This is a genomic window from Serratia sp. szju, assembly GCF_044594185.1.
Classification (GTDB): domain Bacteria; phylum Pseudomonadota; class Gammaproteobacteria; order Enterobacterales; family Enterobacteriaceae; genus Serratia; species Serratia bockelmannii.
Window position 1 is genome coordinate 230,297 of the sequence record NZ_CP172576.1, and the last position, 22,121, is coordinate 252,417.

Here is a 22,121-nt window from a genome sequence, read left to right on the forward strand (position 1 = left end):
CAGGAGAAAAATTTTCTCTCATTAGGCGATTAAACAGGAAAAATGGCAATCCTTTTTTCCCGCCGACAGGCTATGCTACGCCATAAATCAGCCCCCTATTCTGAGGCCAAATCATGACAAACTCTTGGGTAAAATATGCTATCGGTGAAATAGAAGCGGATTTTCAACGCTCCGCCGATACGCACCTGATTCGCCTGAACCTGCCGGCGTTTCCTGGCATCTGCCTGTACCTGAAAGATGAGAGCACCCACCCGACCGGCAGCCTGAAACACCGCCTGGCGCGCTCGCTGTTCCTTTACGGCCTGTGCAACGGCTGGATCACCGAGAACACCACCATCATCGAGGCTTCTTCCGGCAGCACCGCGGTGTCCGAAGCCTACTTCGCTCGCCTGATCGGCCTGCCGTTCATCGCGGTGATGCCGTCCTGCACCGCGCGCCGCAAGGTGGAACAGATCGCCTTTTACGGCGGCCGCTGTCACTTCGTCGATCACGCCGCCCAGATCTACGCCGCCTCCGAACAGCTGGCGAAAGAGCTGAACGGCCACTATATGGATCAGTTCACCTACGCCGAGCGCGCCACCGACTGGCGCGGCAACAACAACATCGCCGACAGCATCTTCCGCCAGATGGCGCGCGAACCCTTCCCGGTGCCGAAACACATCGTAATGAGCGCCGGCACCGGCGGCACCTCCGCCACGCTGGGGCGCTACATCCGCTATCAGGGGCACGACACCCGGTTGACGGTGGTCGATCCGGAAAACTCGGTGTTCTATGACTGCTTCCACCACGGCGATCGCACCCTGATCGGCAGCTGCGGCAGCCGTATCGAAGGCATCGGCCGCCCACGCGCCGAGCCGTCGTTCATCCCGTCGGTGGTCGACAACATGCTGCGCGTGCCGGATGCTGCCAGCGTCGCTACTATTCACTGGCTGGAAGGCGTGCTGGGCCGCAAGGTTGGCGCCTCTACCGGCACCAACGTTTGGGGTGCGCTGCAGTTGGCGAAGCAGATGCGGGAAAACGGCGAGCAAGGATCGATCGTCACCCTGCTGTGCGACAGCGGCGAGCGTTACCTGGATACCTATTACAACCCGGAATGGGTCAGCAACAACATCGGCGATCTGCAGCCGTATCTGGCGCAGCTGGCGGATTTGTAACGCCAGGCGTTAGGTAAAAAAAAAGCCGGGTAGTCATACCCGGCCGGCTGTAAGGAGAACCTCATTCTTCGGGGGAATAGGTGAGGCAAGGTGAACGCAGCCAATGTTGTAAATAGTGGGCCACCGCCTGTTGCTGGCAATGGCCGATAACCGGTAGCTGCGGCAGCAGGGATTTCAGCTGCGGCAGGGCGTTGCCCATCACCACGCCGTGCCCCACCGCCCCCAGCATCTCTTTGTCGTTCATTGCGTCGCCGAACGCCATGCAGTCGGCCATCTTCAGCCCCAGATGGCGGCTCAGCCGGTCCAGCGCCGTACCCTTGTTGCAACCGAGCGGCAACACCTCCAGGCAGTCGTAGGCGGAAAAGCACAGATCGGCCTCACCACCCAGCTGTGCCCGCAGCTGCACCTGCAAGGCCAGCAATTCCTCATGCGGCGCGACAAAACACACCTTGCTGTTGCCGAACGCCGGCAGACGGCGCACGTCGGCCAACTGAAAACGAAAGCCGCTCAGGTGATGCGCCCGCAGCATCTCTTCCGGCACGGGGAATTCGGTCAGCCAACCTTCGTCGCGGAACACATGCATGCTGGCGCAGGTGCGCCAATGATGATGCAGCACCTCTTCGGCGACCGCCGCCGGCAGATCGGTGGCATGCAGCTGTTGGCCGCGGTTGTCATACACCCGCGTGCCATTGCCGGTGATCAGGTAGCCCTGCAGCCCCAGCTGCGCCATGATCGGTTGCGCATCGAGGTAGTGCCGTCCGGTGGCGAACGTCACCACCATCTCCCGTTCCACCAGCTGGTTCAGCACCGCCAGCGTTTCCGGGCCAACCCGGTGATCCGGCATCAACAGCGTGCCGTCCATATCGAAAGCTGCCAGGCGATACATAGAGACCTCTGAATGTGAACGCGATTACAATCACTGCAGTATGGGATGGCATTTGCGGAAGTAATAGTGAACAATTTGAGAAAACTGTTCCGGATTTCTACTCATGCGCCTGGTTCACCGTCTCAGCCAATATCAACGCCTGTACCATCAACTCGGCAGCGCGCCGGTCGCCGTGACCATCGGCGAACTGGCGGCGATGTTCTACTGTAGCGAGCGGCACGCCCGCACGCTGGTGCAACAGCTGCAGGATCAAGGCTGGTTGAGCTGGCATTCGCAGCCCGGCCGTGGCAAACGCGCTCGCCTGCACTGCCTGAAAACCCCGGATGAACTGCGCGCGCAGCTACTGCAACAGCTACTGCAACAGGGCAACCATCAGGGGGCGCTGGAGATGGCGCAACTCGATCCGCAGCACCTGCAGGATCTGCTCAGCCCGCACCTCGGCGGGCAATGGCAGGCCGGCAGCCCGACGCTGCGCATTCCCTATTACCGCACGCTGGAAGCGCTCGACCCGCTCACGCTGACCGGCCGCGCCGAACAACATCTGGTGTCGACCCTGCACGCCGGGCTGACGCGCCTGGTGACCGGTAACCCGGAACCGCAGCCCGATCTGGCGCACCACTGGCAGATTGACGATCGCGGCCTGCGCTGGCGCTTCTTTCTGCGCAGCCAGCTGCGCTGGCACAACGGTGAACCGCTGACCGGCCACCAGCTGCTGCAAACGCTGGAAAAACTGCAGCGCCACCCGCGTAGCCAACCCAGCTTGGCCAACGTCGCGAACATCAGCCTGCCGCATCCGCTGTGCATTCAGTTTGATCTGCAGTTGCCGGACTATTGGCTGGCCCACCGGCTGGCGGAGCTGCCTTGTCTGATGACCCATCCGGAGCTGCCGGCCATCGGCGCCGGCCCGTTCAAACTGACGTTGAATGAACCGCAGCTGGTGCGGCTAGAACAGCACGCCGGTTACCATCTGCAGCATCCGTATCTGGACACCATCGAATACTGGATCACCCCCGATCTGCCCACCGCCGGCGCCGACGCCAGCTGCCAGCATCCGGTGCGCATCACCATCGGTCAGCAAGACGATTTGGCGCAGGCCCGGCCGGTACAGCGCAGCATGAGCCTGGGCTGGTGTTATTTGGCGCTGAACCTGCGCCACGGCGTGCTGAGCGAAGCCCAGGGGCAAAAGCTGCTGATGCTGATCCAGCAGTCAGGCCTGCTGAACCATCTGCCGATCCCCAACAGCGTGATCACCCCCAGCCATGAAATGCTGCCCGGCTGGCGCATTCCCAGCCAACAGATTGAAGAAGATGTCCCCCTGCCTGCCCGGCTGACGCTGCTGTATCGGCCGCCGGTCGAGCTGGAAACGGTGACGGTCGCGCTGCAACAGCTGTTGGCGCAGCACGGCTGCGAGCTGGAGGTGCGCTACTACGCCGGCAAGCGCTGGCAAAGCGAGGAACAGATCGCCCAGGCCGACCTGCTGTTGGCGGACAACCTGATCGGCGAAGCGCCTGAGGCGACGCTGGAGAGCTGGCTGCGGCAGGATACGCTGTGGCGCGGCATCCTGACGGAAAGCCGCTGGCAACAGCAACAGGAGACGCTGCAGCAGATCCAGCAGCTGCAGGCGCAGCAACCGCGCTTCGAGCGGCTGCAGGCCTATTACCAACGGCTGATGGCCGCCGCCATCATCACGCCGCTGTTCCACTACCAGTATCAGATCAGCGCGCCGCCGCGCATGCATGGCGTGACGCTGACCGCGCACGGCTGGTTCGATTTTTGCCAGGCGTGGCTGCCGCCGCCGGTGGACGACGCACCGACCTGAGCCGAACCGCCCTGCGCCTGGCGGCCCTTTCTGCTACTATTGTCGCCGCAACGCAATTTTTATCCTGCCGCCCGAATGTGTATCGGGAATGGCCAAAGTCCAAAAAGGTGATTTTATGAAGCGCGCGGTTGTCGTTTTCAGCGGTGGACAAGACTCCACGACCTGCTTGATCCAGGCATTGCAACAGTATGACGAAGTTCACTGCGTCACGTTCGATTATGGCCAGCGCCATCGCGCCGAGATTGAAGTGGCTCAAGAGCTGTCGGTGGCCCTCGGCGCCAAAGCGCACAAGGTGCTGGACGTAACGCTGCTCAATGAGCTGGCCGTCAGCAGCCTGACGCGCGACAATATTCCGGTTCCCGCCTACGATCCCAACCAGAAAAATGCGCTGCCGAGCACCTTCGTGCCGGGCCGCAATATCCTGTTCCTGACGCTGGCGGCGATCTACGCCTACCAGGTGGAAGCGGAAGCGGTGATCACCGGCGTATGTGAAACCGATTTCTCCGGCTACCCGGATTGCCGCGACGAGTTCGTTAAAGCGCTGAACAAAGCGGTGGTGCTGGGCATCGCCCGCGATATCCGCTTCGAAACGCCGCTGATGTGGCTGAACAAGGCCGAGACCTGGGCGCTGGCGGATTATTACCACCAGTTGGATCGCGTGCGGCAGGATACGCTGACCTGTTACAACGGCATCAAGGGTGACGGCTGTGGTGAATGCGCTGCCTGCAACCTGCGCGCCAATGGCCTGATGCAGTACCAGGCCAACCAGGCGGAAGTGATGGCGGCGTTGAAACAGAAGGCCGCTCTGGCCTGAGGCAGTGACGGCGGCAACCTCTGCCGCCCGTGAGTTTACTGCGGGTTTTCCTTCAGCGTGAGCGCCTCCAGGTGCTCGCGCAATTCGCCTTCAATAGGCAGCGCCCGCTGCGTTTTCAGATCGACGCACACGAAAGTCAGCAGCGCGTCGGCCACCGGCGTCCCCGCCGGATCCTGCGTCACCTTTTGGCTCAGCACCCCGCTCTTGCCGTTGAGCTGCACCATCTGGCTGTCGATACGCAGCTTATCCCCCAATACTGCCGGGCTGCGGTAATTGATATTGATGTTCACCACGATGAAAGCGATGTTGTTTTCCGTCATCCAGCGGAACCCGGCCTCGTTTTCCAGCCACTCCCAGCGCGCCTCTTCCAGAAACTCCAGATAGCGGGCGTTGTTAACGTGCTGGTAAACATCAAGGTGATAACCGCGAACTTTGATAAAGGTTTGCATAGGGAACGATCGCTCCTGCCTGGTGATTACAGAAAGAGGGAGCCGCAGAGGCTCCCTCGCCCGTTTGGTCAACGCGCCAAACTGGTAAGACCTGTAAAATGTAGCAGAGGAGTCACGGCCTCAGCGGCATTTTGCCACGCAGCCGCGACCGGGATCACATTTTCAGTCGGGTGCGGTTCTTCTCGAACAGCGCCGGCCCGATGCCCGGCACCTCCTGCAACTGCTCAACCTGGGTGAACGGCCCGTTCTGTTCGCGGTAGCGCACGATGCCTTCCGCCTTCTTCAGACCGACACCGCTCAGAGCCGCTGCGAGCTGTTCGGCGGTGGCCTGATTGATGCTGACCGCCGTCTCTTCGGCCGCCTTGGTCATCACCTGTTGCCCGCCATTGCCCGCCGGTGTTGAGAGCATCGGCGCCGGCGCATCGGCTTTATCCGTCGCGGCGGCTGGCCCCGCGAGGCATAACAACAGCGCGGTCAGCGCCGCTTTGACGTGATGACGGTAACCTGATAACGCTTTTTTCTCTGTATGTTGCATGCTGTATCCTCCTTGTGTGTGACAGCACGGCTACCTTGCCGCGGCGGCGGATATTCAGCAATCGGCGGATATCAGATGTGGAAAAGGCCGCGAAAGCGGCCTTTGTTTGTTGCACTGCGTTGCAGAAAAATGCGGCGATTACTGCGGCTGTTGCTCAGCGGCGCCCATTTTGATTTTGGCTTCTTTACGCAGGCTCGCCAGCAGCGAATCGAAGGAAACGCCGGTCGCGCCCTCTTCCATCTTGCCGACGAAGGTTTTCATTTCGTCTTCCGGCAGCGTGCCTGGCTTCACCGCATCGAGTGCGATCAGCACCACGTTGTCCTGGCGATCCTGCGACATGCCGTACACCGGTTTGCCATCCTGCGGGTGCGGCAGCGCGAACACGCTCTCCACCAGCTGGCTGTCTTCCGGCGCGCGCGCCATCTTCTGCACGGCGCCAAAGCTCAGGCCGGCGGCTTTCATCGCCTCGTCGCCCTTGCCCTGCTTCAGCTCAACCAGCAGCTTCTCACCCTGCAGCTTCGCTGCCTGCAGCGCCTTGTTGCGCTTCACCAGATCTGCCACGCGGTCTTTGACCTGGTCGAACGGCTCGATGCCTTCCGGCTTGTGGCCACTCACGCGCACCACGAAGGCGCGGTCGCCGTCTACGGTGATAACGTCAGAGTTGCTGCCCGGCGCGCCGTTCTCGCCGATCAGCGAGCCATCGAAGATCGCCTGCACGACCGGCTTGAAGTTCAGCGCGGCGGGAATGTTGTCGCGGGTGAACCAGTCGCTTTGCGCCGCTTTCACGCCGGCCGCTTCTTCAGCCGAGGCCAGTGATTCGTTGTCGCTGGTCGCCGCTTCGCTCACCTTCTGCTGCAGCGCGTAATACGCGTCTACCGCTTTCTCCTGCTGCACCTGCTTGGCGATAGCGTCATGCACTTCGCTCAGCGGTTTCAGTTTCTCAGGTTCGATGTCGTTCAAACGCACGATCAGGAAACCGACAGAGGATTTCACCACGCCGGACAGCTGCCCTTTCTCGGTCAGGTTAGCCTGTTTCAGCTCGTCGGCGGTGGTTTCCGGCTCCAGCCAACCCAGCTCACCGCCGGTACGGCGTGAGATGATGTCGGTGGATTTCTCTTTCGCCAGGGTGGCGAAATCGGCACCCTTCTTCAGCTCGTCCAGCGCCGCGTTGGCTTCCGCCTCGGTTTTCAGCTGGATCACGCTGTAGTTTTTACGCTCCGGCTGGCCATAGCTGCTCTTGTGCTGGTCATAGTAAGCGCTGATGTCCTCTTCGCTCACTTTCACCTTGTCCTGCATGGACGCGGCGTCCAGCGGGATATAGCTCACCTTCACCTGCTCCGGAGCGATGAAGCTGTTTTTATTCTGATCGTAATACGCCTTCAGTTCGTCGTCGCCGGCGCTCTGTTTCGCCTGCAGCGCTTTCAAATCGATGGTCGCCAGGCGCACGTCGCGCTCCTGCAGCACCAACGCCGCCATGGCTTGCGATTCGGACGGCAGCACAAAGCCGGAATCGCCGAAGGCCTGGATCACCTGCTGATTGACCAATTGCTGACGCATCGACTGCGCGAAATTGTCGGCGGTGTAGCCCATGCGGCCGATCAGGTCGAGGTATTTGGCGTTATCAAACTGGCCGTTGGTCTGGAAGTAAGGCGCCTTGCGGATGGCGTCCTTGATCTGATCGTCGCTGACCGTCAGGCCCAGTTTCTTGGCGTACTGGTCGAGCAGCATGTTGTCGATCAACTGGGACAACACCTGACGGCGCATCTGCTGCATGTAGCCTTCGTTGCCGGCCAGCGCGGAGAACTGGTCACCCAGTTGCTGCTGCATGCGGCTACGCTCGCTTTGGAAAGCCTGTTCCAGCTGAGCGCGTTCGATCGTCTGACCATTTACTTTCGCAGCATAATCGCCGGAGCCGCCGATCAGGTAGTTACCCACCCCGGTCAGAACGAATGACAGGATGATCAGGGCCAGGATGATTTTGAGCACGACGTGATTGGCAGCCGCGCGTAAATTGTCCATCATAGTGTGACAACACTCCGCTGTGATGTGGATTAACAACCCTTGTGCAGGCGCGTTCCCTGCGACAAAAATAAAAAAAGCGCATCAGTCCGATGCGCCTTGTATCTTACCTTACCAGCACCGCTGCGTCAGGTGATTGTTTATTACAAAACCCTGTTACGCTAAACGGTTAGACGCTAAATCAGTTTACAGCGTCTTTCAGCGCTTTCCCTGCACGGAAGGCCGGTACTTTGGCTGCCGCGATTTTGATCTCTTTACCGGTCTGCGGGTTGCGGCCGGTACGAGCCGAACGTTCACGCACGGTGAAGGAACCGAAACCTACCAGAGCCACGTCATCCCCTGCTTTCAGAGAGTCGGTAACGGAAGCGATTACTGCGTCTAAAGCACGTCCCGCTGCCGCTTTGGAAATATCAGCACCTGCGGCAATCTTGTCGATCAGTTGTGACTTATTCACTCTATCATCCCCTCTAGAATTCTATCGTCGCACCGAAAAATCCCTACGGTTGCGACAGCGCAGCTGTTATATCAATCCCATCGAACCTTGGCAAGCCACCGACTGGGTGGCAAAACGCGGGCCGACAGAGATCTAACTTAGCGGTACAAAAAAATACTGGCAAGTCCGAAATGGCTTGCCAGTATAAGTTTTATCAATGGTTTTTGCGATTCGTCACTATTTTGCCGCTACCGGCAGTGCGCCGAAGGCCGGGTTTTGCAACGCAATGTTCAAAACTTCATCGATTCGCTGCACCGGATGAATCTCCAGATCGGCGATAACATTGTCCGGGATCTCTTCCAGATCGCGCTTGTTCTCGTAAGGGATCAGCACGGTTTTGATGCCACCGCGATGTGCCGCCAACAGCTTCTCTTTCAGGCCGCCGATCGGCAACACCTGGCCGCGCAGCGTGATCTCGCCGGTCATCGCCACATCGGCGCGTACCGGGTTGCCGGTCAGGCAGGAGACCAGCGCGGTGCACATCGCGATACCGGCGCTCGGGCCGTCTTTCGGCGTCGCCCCTTCCGGCACGTGCACGTGGATGTCGCGTTTCTCGTAGAAATCGGCGTTGATGCCCAATTTCTCCGCGCGCGCACGCACCACGGTCAGCGCCGCCTGAATCGATTCCTGCATCACCTCACCCAGGGAACCGGTGTAGGTCAGCTTGCCTTTGCCCGGCACGCAGGCGGTTTCGATGGTCAGCAGATCGCCGCCCACTTCCGTCCACGCCAGCCCGGTGACTTCGCCCACGCGGTTTTCGGTATCCGCACGGCCGTAATCGACGCGCTGCACGCCCAGGTAATCCTTCAGGTTGTCGCCGTTGATCTCGATATGCTTGAGCTTCTTGTCCATCAGCAACGTTTTCACCGCTTTACGGCACAGCTTGGAGATTTCACGCTCCAGGCTACGCACCCCGGCTTCGCGGGTGTAGAAGCGAATGATGCCGATGATGGCGCTGTCGTCGACCGTCAGTTCGCCTTTTTTCAGCGCGTTGCGCTCAAGCTGCTTCGGCAGCAGGTGCTGCTTGGCGATGTTGAGCTTCTCGTCCTCTGTGTAACCCGACAGGCGGATCACTTCCATACGGTCCAGCAGCGGCGCAGGAATGTTCATCGAGTTCGAGGTGGCAACGAACATCACGTCGGACAGATCGTAATCGACTTCCAGGTAGTGGTCGTTGAACGCCACGTTCTGTTCCGGATCCAGCACCTCCAGCAGAGCGGAAGCCGGATCGCCGCGCATGTCGGAAGACATCTTGTCGATCTCATCCAGCAGGAACAGCGGGTTCTTCACCCCAACCTTAGCCATCTTCTGGATCAGTTTGCCTGGCATCGAACCGATGTAGGTACGACGGTGACCGCGGATTTCCGCTTCGTCACGCACGCCGCCCAGCGCCATGCGCACGTACTGGCGACCGGTCGCTTTGGCGATCGACTGCCCCAGTGAGGTTTTACCCACGCCCGGTGGCCCCACCAGACACAGGATCGGCCCCTTGATTTTGCTGACGCGGCTCTGAACCGCGAGGTACTCGAGGATGCGATCCTTGACGCGCTCAAGGCCGTAGTGATCGGTATCGAGCACTTCCTGCGCCTTGTTCAGGTCTTTTTTCACCTTGCTGCGCGCATTCCACGGCACCTGCAGCATCCAGTCGATGTAGCCGCGCACCACGGTCGCTTCCGCCGACATCGGCGACATCATCTTCAGCTTTTGCAGTTCCGCTTCGGTTTTCTCGCGCGCCTCTTTCGGCATTTTCGCCGCATCGATCTTGCGCTTCAGCGCTTCGTGCTCGTCCGGCGCGTCGTCCATTTCGCCCAGTTCTTTCTGAATCGCCTTCATCTGCTCATTCAGATAGTACTCGCGCTGGCTCTTCTCCATCTGCTTCTTGACGCGGTTGCGGATACGTTTCTCAACCTGCAGCAGGTCGATCTCCGATTCCATCATCGCCATCAGGTATTCCAGACGCTCGGTGATGTCGGACATCTCGAGCACCGACTGCTTGTCGCTGAGTTTCAGCGGCATGTGGGCGGCGATGGTGTCCGCCAGGCGCGCGGCGTCGTCGATGCTGTTCAGTGAGGTCAGCACCTCCGGCGGGATTTTTTTGTTCAGCTTGATATAGCCTTCAAACTGATTGATCGCGGTGCGCACCAGCACTTCCTGCTCGCGCTCGTCGATCGATGGCGACTCCAGGTATTCCGCCTGCGCGGCGAAATGCTCACCGCTGTCGGACAGCGTAGTGATGCGCGCGCGCTGCAGCCCCTCGACCAGCACTTTTACCGTGCCGTCCGGCAGCTTCAGCATCTGCAGGATCGACGCTACGGTGCCAACCGAGAACAAGTCGTTAATGCCAGGTTCATCCGTTGAGGCCTCTTTCTGTGCCACCAGCATGATCTTCTTATCGTGATCCATTGCGGCTTCGAGGCACCGAATCGATTTTTCCCGGCCAACAAATAACGGGATCACCATGTGCGGATAAACCACCACGTCGCGCAATGGCAGGACGGGGATTTCAATGCGTTCGGAACGCTCAGGGTTCATAGAGCTCTCTCTTAGTTTAATTTCCGCCAGGTTGAGGGGGAATCTCATGAGACGCAAGCATCTAACGTTTCATAAAATCTGGTTAATGAGTATATGGGGATGAATCTCTTACATTCAACGGCAAGAATGCAGGAAAAAGAAATGGGGGATGAAATCCCCCATTTTGCTGATAACGCTCTGGTTTGACTGGCTAATTATTCGCCAGATGCCTGGGCTTCCGGCTTGCCGTAAATCAGCAGCGGCTTGGATTGGCCGGCGATCACCGACTCGTCGATCACCACTTTGTCTACGCTGTCCATCGACGGCAGATCGTACATGGTGTCGAGCAGCGCGCCTTCCACGATGGAACGCAGGCCGCGGGCGCCGGTTTTGCGCGCCATGGCTTTCTTGGCAATGGCGTTCAGCGCTTCGTCACGGAACTCCAGCTCCACGCCTTCCAGGTTGAACAGCGCCTGGTACTGCTTGGTCAGGGCGTTCTTCGGCTCTTTCAGGATCTGAATCAGCGCGTCTTCGCTCAGTTCGCTCAGGGTCGCCACGACTGGCAAACGGCCGATGAACTCAGGGATCAGCCCGAATTTGATCAGGTCTTCCGGTTCGGCCTGCAGCAGCAGTTCGCCTTCGGTCGCCTTCTCGGACTCGCCCTTGACGGTCGCGCCGAAGCCGATGCCGGAGCCGGTGTTGACGCGCTGACCGATCACCTTATCCAGGCCGGCAAATGCGCCGCCGCAGATAAACAGGATCTTGGAGGTATCGACCTGCAGGAACTCCTGCTGCGGATGCTTGCGCCCGCCCTGCGGCGGAACCGCGGCGATGGTGCCTTCAATCAGCTTCAGCAGCGCCTGCTGCACGCCTTCACCCGAGACGTCACGCGTGATCGACGGGTTGTCGGACTTGCGGGAAATCTTATCGATTTCATCGATATAAACGATGCCGCGCTGCGCTTTTTGCACGTCATAGTCACATTTTTGCAACAGCTTCTGGATAATATTTTCCACGTCCTCGCCCACGTAACCGGCTTCGGTCAGCGTGGTGGCGTCGGCCATGGTGAACGGCACGTCCAGGAAACGCGCCAGCGTTTCCGCCAGCAGGGTTTTACCGCTGCCGGTCGGGCCGATCAGCAAGATGTTGCTCTTGCCCAACTCGATACCGTTGCTGGTATCGCCGTTGCGCAGGCGTTTGTAGTGGTTGTACACCGCAACCGCCAGCACTTTCTTCGCCTGCTCCTGGCCGATGACGTAGTCATCCAGGTGGTGGCGGATTTCATGCGGCGTCGGCAGCGCACTGCGCTCACGATGCGGGGCAACTTCTTTAATCTCTTCGCGAATAATGTCGTTACACAGATCGACACATTCATCGCAGATATACACTGACGGCCCGGCAATCAGCTTACGCACTTCATGCTGGCTTTTGCCGCAAAAAGAGCAGTACAGCAGCTTTCCTGAACCGTCTTTGCGCTTATCTGTCATCAGTCAAACCTCTTCTTTAGTCTTGTCCCGCAGGAAAATCACGGCGGCAGTGCGCCCAAACTCATATCGGGAACGCCGAGGGGCTACAACAGAGCGAGCCCCTGCCCACTCTGATTACTATAGTCCATCGGCGCCGCGTGGTTCTAGCTGCGGTGTGTCAGAATGCCGTCAACCAGGCCGTATTCCACGGCTTCTTCCGCGGTCATAAAGCGATCGCGCTCGGTGTCGCGTTCGATCTGCTCCAGCGGCTGGCCAGTATGCTCGGCCATCAGTTCGTTCATGCGCGCTTTCACCTTGAGGATTTCACGCGCGTGGATTTCGATGTCCGTCGCCTGGCCCTGGTAGCCGCCCAGCGGCTGGTGAATCATCACGCGCGAGTTCGGCAGGCAGAAACGCTTGCCTTTGGCGCCGGCGGTCAGCAGGAAGGAGCCCATCGAGCACGCCTGGCCCATACAGATGGTGCTGACGTCCGGCTTGATGAACTTCATGGTGTCGTAAATCGACATGCCCGCGGTAATTACCCCACCCGGCGAGTTGATGTAGAGGTAAATGTCTTTTTCCGGGCTTTCCGCTTCGAGGAACAGCATTTGCGCCACGATCAGGTTGGCCATGTGATCTTCCACCTGGCCGGTCAGGAAAATGATGCGCTCTTTCAGCAGGCGGGAATAGATGTCGTAAGAACGCTCCCCGCGTGAAGTCTGCTCTACCACCATCGGCACCAGCGCCATGTTCGGTGCAAATTGATCTCGTTCGCCACTGTATGACATTACCGTCTCCTAATAGAAATTGCCTTGGCGGCCAGGGTGTCACCCTAATACGCCGATTCTACTTGAGAACGGCCATGATGACTATGCTCAAGCATTCGACCCGCGCCACACGTACCCGACGGTTATTTCATCCCGCGCACTTTGGCAAACAGCCCCAGAATTATTCTTTACAGATTGGGGGAGCCCGGCGCGATTTCAAGCCCAGAGGCCGATTTTCTCCGCGCGCCGAAAACGATGCCGTTAATCTGACCGTTATCATGCCAGCCAGTTCCCCAGGCAACAGGGTAAATATAGTGCATATTGCCCCGTTTAACCTGAGATTAATCAGCAACGTGGCAAAAAGAAAAGCCCGCAACCTGAGGTTGCGGGCTTTTTCATCGGGCGCCGGTTCGCCAGGCGAAACCGGGGGCGCCGTTCATTGCGCCCGGCACGCCGGCATTACGCCTGTTGAGTCTGGTTCATCAGCTCGCTGAAGGTAGTGGCTTTTTCTGTCACTTTCGCTTTTGCCAGCAGGGCTTCAACCGCTTGCTCTTCCAGAGCCACGTTGCGCATGTTGTTCATCAGCTCTTTGTTTTTGCTGTAGAACTCGATGACTTCGCTTGGATCTTCGTAGGCAGAAGCCATTTCTTCGATCAGCGTCTTCACGCGGTCTTCGTCAGCTTTCAGATCGTTGGTGCTGATCACTTCGCCCAGCAGCAGGCCAACCACTACGCGGCGTTTCGCTTGCTCTTCGAACAGCTCGCGTGGCAGTTCCAGCGCTTGCTTCTCGTTGCCGCCGAAACGCTGTGCAGCCTGACGACGCAGTACGTCGATTTCGCCGTCGATCAGGGCAACTGGCACGTCGATTTCGTTCGCGCTCACCAGGCCATCGATCGCCTGAGACTTGATACGGTTACGCACGGCGCCTTTCAGCTCGCGCTCCATGTTCTTGCGAACTTCGGTGCGCAGGCCGGCAACGGAACCGTCCGCCACGCCGAAACGTTTGATGAACTCTTCGGTCAGTTCCGGCAGTTCGCGCTCTTCAACTTTCTTCAGCACGATAGCGAATTTGGCCGCTTTGCCCTTCAGGTTTTCCGCGTGGTAATCTTCCGGGAAGTTCACGTCGATGGAGAACTCTTCGCCCGCTTTGTGACCGACCAGACCTTCTTCGAAGCCTGGGATCATGCGGCCCTGGCCCATTGCCAGCACGAAGTCAGACGCTTTGCCGCCTTCGAACTCTTCACCGTCGATAGAACCGGTGAAGTCAACGGTCACGCGATCTTCAGCTTCCGCTGCGCGATCGGTTTCTTTCCAGGTCGCCTGCTGCTTGCGCAGGGTGTCCAGCATCGCGTCGACGTCTTCGTCGTTCACTTCGACCACAGGTTTTTCAACTTCGATGTTTTCCAGGCCTTTCAGCTCAACTTCTGGATACACTTCGAATTCAACGGCGAAAGTGAAGTCTTCACCTTCTTTGTACTCGCCCGGCACGTAGTTTGGTGCGCCGGCCGGATTAATCTTTTCTTTGATGATCGCATCAACGAAGCTGCGCTGCATCGCTTCGCCCAGCACGTCCTGACGAACAGAAGCGCCGTAACGCTGTTCCACGATGTTCATCGGCACTTTACCTTTGCGGAAGCCGTCGATACGCACGCTTTTCGCTGCGTTGATCAGCTCTTTCTTCACCGCCTGCTTGATAGTATCAGCCGGTACAGTAATAGAGAGACGGCGCCCAAGGCCTTGAGTGGTTTCTACTGAAACTTGCATCTTGTTACCTCAAAAAAATCACAGTGCTCGGTCAACTCCGTTCCAAGAACCAGGACGGCTACAGATAAGAACCGAGTTCCCTGATGACAGAAGCGTCCCGAAACCATTCCGGAAAAATAAGACGCGACATTATAGCGGCGCATGCGTGGCGAGTCGAGGAAAGCTAGGCGGCGCAGGCGCGCTAAAACTCACACTTTTGCCGATTCGATCGCCAAAAGGCCGCCAAAACAGACCGAACGTTGGCCACATTGCGCGTCGGCCGTGTCGTCGTCAAAAACAGAAACGGCCCGCAGGCCGTTTCAAAATTCGTCAGTAGTAATACCCTAATTCAAGGGCAAAGTTCCACTGATACCTGAAAATTTCCCCCTCAGGCCAGCGTCCCAGCGCCGCGGCACGGCGGCGAGGCCGGCACGGTATCCTGCAACCCTTCCCACTCCTTGAGCGTATAGGTGTGCAGCGCCAGCGCGTGTACGCCATCGGCCAACTCTTCCGACAATACCCCGTAGATGGAGCGGTGACGCGTCAAAAAACGTTCGCCGACGAAGCGATCGCTGACCAATACCACTTTGAAATGGCTTTCTGAACCCGCCGGAACGTTATGACGATAGCTTTCATCAACGACTTCCAGATACGCGGGCTCAAACGCCGCCCTTAACTTTGCTTCTATTTGCTCGCGAATCATAGGATCTCCTTACAACACCGGCAGAGGACCGTGCCCATCTAGTTCAATATTAGCCGGTTTTCCCCCGTTTAGACCATCGCAGGGACAAATTTCTCTTTTCTGCGGTCAAATGATGAGCGCTATCCCCGTCGCTTGGGGGATTATCCGATTGAGCGGGACAAAAAAGCGTGTTTTTATCAACGGCAGGTAAAAATTTGTCACTCTGGCGCCTTCCGCGCTTCCACCGCACGGCGGCGATGCTATGATGTCGGCAATTTGTTGTCGGCTATCCCACTCTGATTATTGCTAAATCCATCGAGAATGAGACAGAAAACATGTTAAAGAAACTTTGTCTTCCTTTGCTGGCCGCCCTGCTGCTGGCCGGCTGCGCAACCAGCAGCAACACCCTGAACGTCACGCCGAAAATCGTTCTGCCGCAGCAGGATCCTACCCTGCAGGGCATCACCGTCAGCATCAACGGTGCGGATCAGCGTACCGACCAGGCGCTGGCCAAGGTAAACCGCGACGGCCAGTTGGTCACGCTGACGCCATCGCGCGATCTGCGTTTCCTGCTGCAGGAAGTGCTGGAGAAACAGATGGGCGCACGCGGCTACATGATCGGCGCCGACGGCCCGGTGGCGCTGCAGATTGTCGTCAATAACCTGTACGCGGACGTCTCCGAAGGCAACCTGCGCTACAACATCACCACCAAAGCCGACATCTCGATCATCGCCCAGGCGAAGAACGGCAACAAGCAGGTGAAGAATTACCGCTCGACCTATAACGTGCAGGGCGCCTTCACGGCGACCAACGAGAAGATCACCGACGCCGTCAACTCCGTGCTGGGCGACGTGATCGCCGACATGGCACAGGACACCAGCGTCAACGATTTCATCAAGCAAAACGCGCGCTAATCACCGCACCTTGCGCCGCCCGGCGGATCGGGCGGCACAGACAGGGAACTCATGTCGAAACACTATCTGAACATCTTCACCCAGCGTAACTCCGCCATTCTGCTGCTGCTGGGCTTCGCGTCGGGTCTGCCGCTGGCATTGACCTCCGGCACGCTGCAAGCCTGGATGACCGTCGAAAATATCGATCTGAAAACCATCGGCATCTTCTCGCTGGTGGGCCAGGCCTACGTCTTCAAATTCCTCTGGTCGCCGTTCATGGACCGCTATACCCCGCCGTTCCTCGGGCGACGACGCGGTTGGTTGCTGATCAGCCAGATGCTGCTGGTGGTCGCGATCGTGGCGATGGGCTTCATGCAGCCCGCGCAGCACCTGTGGTGGTTGGCGGCGTTGGCGGTGCTGGTGGCGTTCTGCTCCGCCTCGCAAGATATCGTGTTCGACGCTTATAAAACCGACCTGCTGAAAGCCGAAGAGCGCGGCACGGGTGCGGCGATATCGGTACTGGGTTATCGGCTGGCGATGCTGGTTTCCGGCGGCCTGGCGCTGTGGCTGGCGGATCGCTATTTCGGCTGGCAAGCCACCTACTGGCTGATGGCCGGGTTGATGCTGATCGGCGTGGCGGCCACGCTGCTGGCGCCGGAGCCGGACGAAAGCATCCCGGCGCCGCGCACTATGGAACAGGCGGTCGTCGCGCCGCTGCGCGATTTCTTCGGCCGCAACAACGCCTGGCTGATCCTGCTGCTGATCGTGATGTACAAAATGGGCGACGCCTTCGCCGGCAGCCTGAGCACCACGTTCCTGATCCGCGGCGTGGGGTTCGACGCCGGTGAAGTCGGACTGGTGAACAAAACCCTCGGCCTGTTCGCTACCATCGTCGGCGCCCTGTTCGGCGGTGTGCTGATGCAGCGTCTCAGCCTGTTCCGTGCGCTGATGCTGTTCGGCGTCCTGCAGGCAGTCTCCAACCTCGGGTATTGGATCCTGGCGGTGACCGACAAGAGTCTGCTCACCATGGGCAGCGCCATCTTCCTCGAAAACCTGTGTGGCGGCATGGGCACCGCGGCCTTCGTGGCACTGCTGATGACGCTGTGCAACCGCTCGTTCTCCGCCACTCAGTTCGCGCTGCTGTCGGCGTTGTCCGCCGTAGGACGCGTCTATGTCGGCCCGATCGCCGGCTGGTTCGTCGAAGCCCATGGTTGGCCGCTGTTCTATCTGTTCTCGATCGCCGCCGCCCTGCCGGGCTTGCTGTTGCTCGGCATCTGCCGCCAGACGCTGGAACACACCCAGCAGCATGGCGACTTTATGCCGCGCACCGAGTTTTCAGAATCTTACCGTTGGGCTCTGCGCTTGCTGGCGCTAGGCTGTTCGTTGCTGGGTCTGTGGTTGCTGTTGCTGATCGCCAATGCGCTGGACTGGGCACAGGCACCGCTGTTGGCCGATCGGCTGCTGCAGGTCGGCGCCGCGCTGAGCCTGCTCGGCGTCGCAATGGGCAGCACGCTGGATTACTTGGCGTTGCGCCGCACCCGTTTGGCATAACCTGACCGGCCGGCGATTTCGCCGGCCGAAAAAAAAACGATCCGAGGATATATTTATTTCGCTAAAAAAAGATAATCGGCGCGGAAATTATTTTTTTATCCGACTGCGGCGCTCGGAAATAAAATTAAATTCACCTTTAAGACACAATTATTTTACATTAAATAAACCTTTTCTGCGTATTTCCCCGCCGCGCATTTCTTCGCCAAATTCATCATACCTTTAGTTTTCCTTAACATACGGGCTGCTCGTCACGATTCAGCGTGCCAACGCGTTGTTGTCATTAGTAAATTGTCACGTAGGGTTACATCTGTGACCCCCTTAACAGAAAGTGTCAACAAGCCGCTGACACTCCCTTAAGCATGTTTACAGTACTGCAACCTTCCCGTAAAATGCCCGCACACATGAAACGACAATTGAGCCTTTGTTATTGAGGTCGTTAGATGAGACTTAAGAAATACAATAAAAGTATTGGGATGCTGTCATTAATCGCAGCCACTGTATTGCTCAGTGGTTGCGATATGGTTTTGATGAATCCCAAAGGAGCAATTGGTGTTGAGCAACGGACACTGATTATCACTGCAATCGCGTTGATGTTGATCGTGGTGGTGCCAGTTATCTTCATGGCGTTCGCCTTTGCCTGGAAGTATCGCGCTTCCAACAAAGACGCCAAGTACAGTCCGAACTGGGCCCACTCCAACAAGATCGAAGCGGTCGTCTGGACCATTCCTATCATTATCATCGCCATCCTTGGCACCATTACCTGGAAGACTACCCACGAACTCGACCCGTTCAAGCCGATTGTCACCGACAAGAAGCCGATGACGATCGAAGTGGTGTCGCTCGACTGGAAATGGCTGTTCATCTACCCGGAACAAGGCATTGCGACGGTTAATGAGCTGGCTTTCCCGAAAGATGTTCCAGTCGAATTCAAGATCACCTCTAACTCGGTAATGAACTCGTTCTTTATCCCGCAGTTGGGTGGACAGATTTATGCGATGGCCGGCATGCAGACCAAACTGCACCTGATCGGCAACGAAGCCGGTGCCTACAAGGGCATCTCCAGCAGCTACAGCGGCGCAGGCTTCTCCGGTATGAAATTCACCGCGATCGTTACCCCGACCGAAGGCGACTTCGATCAGTGGGTGGCCAAGGTGAAGGCATCGTCTAAAAACCTGAACACCACCGACGACTTTAACAAACTGGCAGAGCCGAGTGAAAACAACCCGGTTGAGTACTTTGCCGCTGTCAAACCGAATTTGTTCAAAGAAACAATTGCCAAATTCATGGGCGACATGGATATGCACAAGGGCGCTGGCGCGCACGAAGGCATGGACATGAGCCAAGGTATGGACATGGGTGAACATGCTGCTCACGCCGGAGCCGAGGAATAACTGATGTTGGGAAAATTAACACTTGATGCGGTTCCGTACCACGAACCGATCATCATGGTCACCGTAGCCGCAATTATTGTCGGGGGCCTGGCAGTGCTGGCGCTGCTGACCTATTTCGGCAAATGGAAGTGGCTGTGGAGCGAATGGCTGACTTCGGTCGACCATAAAAAAATTGGTATCATGTACATCGTCGTGGCGATGGTCATGCTGCTGCGCGGCTTCGCCGACGCCATCATGATGCGTAGCCAGCAGGCGTTGGCGTCCGCCGGCGAAGCCGGGTTCCTGCCGCCGCACCACTACGACCAGATCTTCACCGCGCACGGCGTTATCATGATCTTCTTCATGGCGATGCCTTTCGTGGTCGGCCTGATGAACGTCGTGGTGCCGCTGCAAATCGGTGCGCGCGACGTTGCCTTCCCGTTCCTGAACTCCCTGAGCTTCTGGTTCTTCGTGGTGGGCGTTGTGCTGATCAACATCTCCCTGGGGGTCGGTGAGTTCGCTCAGACCGGTTGGCTGGCGTATCCGCCGCTGTCGGGTAAAGAGTACAGTCCTGGCGTCGGGGTCGATTACTGGATCTGGAGTCTGCAGATTTCCGGTCTGGGTACCCTGCTGACCGGCGTGAACTTCTTCGCCACCATTCTGAAGATGCGCGCCCCTGGCATGCCTCTGATGAAGATGCCGGTGTTCACCTGGGCGGCACTGTGTACTAACGTCCTGATCATCGTTTCTTTCCCAATTCTGACCGTCACCATCGCGCTGCTGACCCTGGATCGCTATCTGGGCACCCATTTCTTCACCAATGATATGGGCGGCAACATGATGATGTACATCAACCTGATTTGGGCCTGGGGTCACCCAGAGGTGTATATCCTGGTTCTGCCGGTGTTCGGCGTGTTCTCCGAAGTCACCGCAACCTTCTCCAGAAAACGCCTGTTCGGCTATACCTCACTGGTATGGGCAACCATCGCGATTACCGTTCTGTCGTTCATCGTCTGGCTGCACCACTTCTTCACCATGGGGTCCGGCGCGAACGTTAACGCCTTCTTCGGTATCGCCACCATGATCATTTCCATCCCGACCGGGGTGAAAATCTTCAACTGGCTGTTCACCATGTATCAGGGCCGTATCAAGCTCAACTCCGCGATGCTGTGGACCGTTGGCTTCATCATCACCTTCTCCGTGGGTGGTATGACCGGCGTTCTGCTGGCGGTACCGGGCGCGAACTTCGTGCTGCACAACAGCCTGTTCCTGATCGCTCACTTCCACAACGTCATCATCGGCGGCGTGGTGTTCGGTTGCTTCGCGGGCCTGACCTACTGGTTCCCGAAATCCTTCGGCTTCACGCTGAACGAAAAATGGGGCATCCGCGCGTTCTGGTTCTGGATCATCGGCTTCTTCACCGCCTTCATGCCGCTGTACGCATTGGGCTTTATGGGCATGACCCGTCGTATCAGCCAGAACATCAACCCTGAGTTCCACCCTCTGCTGCTGGTTGCAGCCGGCGGTGCGGCGCTGATCGCCTGTGGCATCCTGTGCCAGCTGACCCAGATCTTCGTCAGTATCCGTGACCGCGAACAGAACCGCGATCTGACCGGTGACCCATGGGGTGCTCGTACTCTGGAGTGGTCAACCTCGTCTCCACCGCCATTCTATAACTTTGCCGTAGTGCCACAGATCCATGACCGTGATGAGTTCTGGGACATGAAAGAAAAAGGCGAAGCGTATAAGAAACCGGCTAAATACGAACCGATTCATATGCCTAAGAACACCGGCGCCGGCGTTATCATCGCCTTCTTCAGCCTGGTATTCGGTTTCGCAATGATTTGGGAAATCTGGTGGATGGCTCTGGCCGGCTTCATCGGTATGATCGTTGTCTGGATCGGCAAGAGCTTCGATCACGATGTTGACTACTATGTGCAGGTTGATGAAATCGAGCGCATTGAGAACCAACACTACGAACAAATCCGTAAAGCAGGCGTGAACCATGTCAACTGAAACTCTGACCAATCATAACGCAGCCCATGCAGAGCATGGGCACCACGACGCAGGAGAGACCAAAGTCTTCGGATTCTGGATCTACCTGATGAGCGACTGTATTTTGTTTGCGAGCTTGTTCGCGACTTATGCAGTCCTGGTGAACGGGACCGCTGGCGGTCCCTCAGGCAAAGACATCTTCGACCTGAAGTTTGTCCTGGTCGAAACTTTCCTGCTGTTGTTCAGCTCCATCACCTACGGCATGGCGATGATCGCCATGAACAAAGGTAAAGTTGGCGGTGTAAACACCTGGTTGTTCCTGACCTTCCTGTTTGGTCTGGGCTTCGTGGCGATGGAAATCTATGAATTCCATCACCTGATCGCCGAAGGCTTCGGTCCGGATCGCAGCGCGTTCCTGTCCAGCTTCTTCGCGCTGGTCGGCACCCACGGTCTGCACGTGACTTCTGGCCTGATTTGGATCATCGTGCTGATGATTCAGGTGAGCAAGTTCGGCCTGACCGCGACCAACAAAACCCGCCTGATGTGCCTGAGCCTGTTCTGGCACTTCCTGGACGTGGTCTGGATCTGCGTATTTACCGTTGTCTACCTGCTGGGGGTTATGTAATGAGCCATTCATCCCATGAAACCTCTCACGGCGGCGCAAGCCACGGCAGCGTGAAGTCATACCTGATCGGCTTTATCCTGTCGATCATCCTGACGGTAATTCCATTTGCGATGGTAATGAACGGCTCCGCCTCTCATTCCACCATCCTGGCGGTTGTTGTCGGTATGGCGGTTATCCAGGTGATTGTTCACCTGGTTTACTTCCTGCACATGAACACCTCATCGGAAGAGCGCTGGAACCTGGTGGCATTGCTGTTCACCGCTATGATCATCGGTATCGTTGTTGTAGGTTCACTCTGGATTATGTACAACCTCAACATCAATATGATGGTCGATTAAGAGCTGAGCTG

General features: G+C 57.8%; 19 protein-coding genes. 9 read left to right on the plus strand and 10 right to left on the minus strand.

Annotated features, from left to right (window positions below; all coding sequences use genetic code 11):
- The first annotated feature begins 113 nt into the window (after positions 1-113).
- A complete protein-coding gene (locus RE418_RS01170) occupies positions 114-1,154 on the plus strand; it encodes a PLP-dependent cysteine synthase family protein (protein WP_025301773.1) in 1,041 nt (346 codons plus the stop codon).
- 61 nt (positions 1,155-1,215) lie between these two features.
- On the opposite strand, the gene cof is transcribed toward RE418_RS01170, so the two are convergent.
- The gene (gene cof, locus RE418_RS01175; RefSeq protein WP_049295141.1) at positions 1,216-2,040 is read right to left on the minus strand and encodes an HMP-PP phosphatase; all 825 of its coding nucleotides are present in this window, start codon (positions 2,038-2,040) and stop codon (positions 1,216-1,218) included.
- Between the two features lie 103 nt (positions 2,041-2,143).
- On the opposite strand from cof, the gene RE418_RS01180 reads away from it, so the two are divergent.
- Together RE418_RS01180 and queC are read left to right on the plus strand one after the other, a co-directional pair.
- Positions 2,144-3,859, plus strand: coding sequence for an SgrR family transcriptional regulator (locus RE418_RS01180; RefSeq protein ID WP_043135653.1), 1,716 nt, complete (start codon positions 2,144-2,146; stop codon positions 3,857-3,859).
- Positions 3,860-3,974: 115 nt separating this feature from the next.
- Positions 3,975-4,673, plus strand: a complete 699-nt coding sequence (gene queC, locus RE418_RS01185) for a 7-cyano-7-deazaguanine synthase QueC (RefSeq protein WP_049206257.1) — start codon at positions 3,975-3,977, stop codon at positions 4,671-4,673.
- A 35-nt stretch (positions 4,674-4,708) separates the two neighbouring features.
- Here queC and RE418_RS01190 read toward each other — a convergent pair whose 3' ends face one another.
- The 9 genes from RE418_RS01190 to bolA all read right to left on the minus strand — a co-directional run bounded on the left by RE418_RS01190 (position 4,709) and on the right by bolA (position 15,359).
- Positions 4,709-5,122, minus strand: coding sequence for a thioesterase family protein (locus RE418_RS01190; protein ID WP_025301769.1), 414 nt, complete (start codon positions 5,120-5,122; stop codon positions 4,709-4,711).
- 154 nt (positions 5,123-5,276) lie between these two features.
- Entirely contained in the window at positions 5,277-5,657 is a 381-nt protein-coding gene (locus RE418_RS01195; RefSeq protein ID WP_089180601.1) for a helix-hairpin-helix domain-containing protein, read from the minus strand.
- Between the two features lie 138 nt (positions 5,658-5,795).
- Positions 5,796-7,679 (minus strand): peptidylprolyl isomerase, encoded by a 1,884-nt coding sequence (gene ppiD / locus RE418_RS01200; protein WP_049209308.1) that lies wholly within the window; start codon positions 7,677-7,679, stop codon positions 5,796-5,798.
- Positions 7,680-7,857: 178 nt separating this feature from the next.
- Positions 7,858-8,130: a nucleoid-associated protein HU-beta gene (hupB, locus tag RE418_RS01205; protein ID WP_004940351.1), complete on the minus strand. Its 273-nt coding sequence runs from the start codon at positions 8,128-8,130 to the stop codon at positions 7,858-7,860.
- 216 nt (positions 8,131-8,346) lie between these two features.
- Complete coding sequence (gene lon, locus RE418_RS01210; RefSeq protein WP_025301766.1) at positions 8,347-10,701, minus strand: endopeptidase La; 2,355 nt, start codon at positions 10,699-10,701, stop codon at positions 8,347-8,349.
- Between the two features lie 194 nt (positions 10,702-10,895).
- Positions 10,896-12,167, minus strand: a complete 1,272-nt coding sequence (gene clpX, locus RE418_RS01215) for an ATP-dependent protease ATP-binding subunit ClpX (protein WP_004940354.1) — start codon at positions 12,165-12,167, stop codon at positions 10,896-10,898.
- A 143-nt stretch (positions 12,168-12,310) separates the two neighbouring features.
- Positions 12,311-12,934 (minus strand): ATP-dependent Clp endopeptidase proteolytic subunit ClpP, encoded by a 624-nt coding sequence (gene clpP / locus RE418_RS01220; RefSeq protein WP_004940356.1) that lies wholly within the window; start codon positions 12,932-12,934, stop codon positions 12,311-12,313.
- 438 nt (positions 12,935-13,372) lie between these two features.
- Positions 13,373-14,677 (minus strand): trigger factor, encoded by a 1,305-nt coding sequence (gene tig / locus RE418_RS01225; RefSeq protein ID WP_060447644.1) that lies wholly within the window; start codon positions 14,675-14,677, stop codon positions 13,373-13,375.
- A gap of 367 nt (positions 14,678-15,044) precedes the next feature.
- Positions 15,045-15,359, minus strand: coding sequence for a transcriptional regulator BolA (bolA, locus tag RE418_RS01230; RefSeq protein ID WP_004940361.1), 315 nt, complete (start codon positions 15,357-15,359; stop codon positions 15,045-15,047).
- 314 nt (positions 15,360-15,673) lie between these two features.
- Between bolA and RE418_RS01235 the strand changes: the two genes are divergently transcribed.
- The 6 genes from RE418_RS01235 (at position 15,674) to RE418_RS01260 (ending at position 22,110) form a co-directional block, all read left to right on the plus strand.
- A complete protein-coding gene (locus RE418_RS01235; protein WP_033634001.1) occupies positions 15,674-16,252 on the plus strand; it encodes a lipoprotein in 579 nt (192 codons plus the stop codon).
- Between the two features lie 51 nt (positions 16,253-16,303).
- The gene (gene ampG / locus RE418_RS01240) at positions 16,304-17,782 is read left to right on the plus strand and encodes a muropeptide MFS transporter AmpG (RefSeq protein ID WP_089180600.1); all 1,479 of its coding nucleotides are present in this window, start codon (positions 16,304-16,306) and stop codon (positions 17,780-17,782) included.
- 440 nt (positions 17,783-18,222) lie between these two features.
- Positions 18,223-19,173, plus strand: coding sequence for a cytochrome o ubiquinol oxidase subunit II (gene cyoA, locus RE418_RS01245; protein ID WP_025301763.1), 951 nt, complete (start codon positions 18,223-18,225; stop codon positions 19,171-19,173).
- Between the two features lie 3 nt (positions 19,174-19,176).
- Positions 19,177-21,168, plus strand: a complete 1,992-nt coding sequence (gene cyoB / locus RE418_RS01250; protein WP_025301762.1) for a cytochrome o ubiquinol oxidase subunit I — start codon at positions 19,177-19,179, stop codon at positions 21,166-21,168.
- Positions 21,158-21,772 carry a cytochrome o ubiquinol oxidase subunit III gene (locus RE418_RS01255; protein ID WP_004940367.1) on the plus strand — a complete coding sequence of 205 codons (615 nt, stop codon included), beginning with the start codon at positions 21,158-21,160 and terminating at the stop codon, positions 21,770-21,772. Before cyoB ends, RE418_RS01255 begins: the two co-directional genes overlap by 11 nt.
- Positions 21,772-22,110 carry a cytochrome o ubiquinol oxidase subunit IV gene (locus RE418_RS01260; protein ID WP_016928864.1) on the plus strand — a complete coding sequence of 113 codons (339 nt, stop codon included), beginning with the start codon at positions 21,772-21,774 and terminating at the stop codon, positions 22,108-22,110. Before RE418_RS01255 ends, RE418_RS01260 begins: the two co-directional genes overlap by 1 nt.
- The last annotated feature ends 11 nt before the right edge of the window (positions 22,111-22,121 follow it).

What these genes read in the sequence shown, in the direction of transcription:
- RE418_RS01170 (WP_025301773.1), top strand. Translation starts at nt 114, where the DNA reads ATGACAAACTCTTGGGTAAAATATGCTATCGGTGAAATAGAAGCGGAT.
- cof (WP_049295141.1), bottom strand. Translation starts at nt 2,040, where the DNA reads ATGTATCGCCTGGCAGCTTTCGATATGGACGGCACGCTGTTGATGCCG.
- RE418_RS01180 (WP_043135653.1), top strand. Translation starts at nt 2,144, where the DNA reads ATGCGCCTGGTTCACCGTCTCAGCCAATATCAACGCCTGTACCATCAA.
- queC (WP_049206257.1), top strand. Translation starts at nt 3,975, where the DNA reads ATGAAGCGCGCGGTTGTCGTTTTCAGCGGTGGACAAGACTCCACGACC.
- RE418_RS01190 (WP_025301769.1), bottom strand. Translation starts at nt 5,122, where the DNA reads ATGCAAACCTTTATCAAAGTTCGCGGTTATCACCTTGATGTTTACCAG.
- RE418_RS01195 (WP_089180601.1), bottom strand. Translation starts at nt 5,657, where the DNA reads ATGCAACATACAGAGAAAAAAGCGTTATCAGGTTACCGTCATCACGTC.
- ppiD (WP_049209308.1), bottom strand. Translation starts at nt 7,679, where the DNA reads ATGATGGACAATTTACGCGCGGCTGCCAATCACGTCGTGCTCAAAATC.
- lon (WP_025301766.1), bottom strand. Translation starts at nt 10,701, where the DNA reads ATGAACCCTGAGCGTTCCGAACGCATTGAAATCCCCGTCCTGCCATTG.
- clpX (WP_004940354.1), bottom strand. Translation starts at nt 12,167, where the DNA reads ATGACAGATAAGCGCAAAGACGGTTCAGGAAAGCTGCTGTACTGCTCT.
- clpP (WP_004940356.1), bottom strand. Translation starts at nt 12,934, where the DNA reads ATGTCATACAGTGGCGAACGAGATCAATTTGCACCGAACATGGCGCTG.
- tig (WP_060447644.1), bottom strand. Translation starts at nt 14,677, where the DNA reads ATGCAAGTTTCAGTAGAAACCACTCAAGGCCTTGGGCGCCGTCTCTCT.
- bolA (WP_004940361.1), bottom strand. Translation starts at nt 15,359, where the DNA reads ATGATTCGCGAGCAAATAGAAGCAAAGTTAAGGGCGGCGTTTGAGCCC.
- RE418_RS01235 (WP_033634001.1), top strand. Translation starts at nt 15,674, where the DNA reads ATGTTAAAGAAACTTTGTCTTCCTTTGCTGGCCGCCCTGCTGCTGGCC.
- ampG (WP_089180600.1), top strand. Translation starts at nt 16,304, where the DNA reads ATGTCGAAACACTATCTGAACATCTTCACCCAGCGTAACTCCGCCATT.
- cyoA (WP_025301763.1), top strand. Translation starts at nt 18,223, where the DNA reads ATGAGACTTAAGAAATACAATAAAAGTATTGGGATGCTGTCATTAATC.
- cyoB (WP_025301762.1), top strand. Translation starts at nt 19,177, where the DNA reads ATGTTGGGAAAATTAACACTTGATGCGGTTCCGTACCACGAACCGATC.
- RE418_RS01255 (WP_004940367.1), top strand. Translation starts at nt 21,158, where the DNA reads ATGTCAACTGAAACTCTGACCAATCATAACGCAGCCCATGCAGAGCAT.
- RE418_RS01260 (WP_016928864.1), top strand. Translation starts at nt 21,772, where the DNA reads ATGAGCCATTCATCCCATGAAACCTCTCACGGCGGCGCAAGCCACGGC.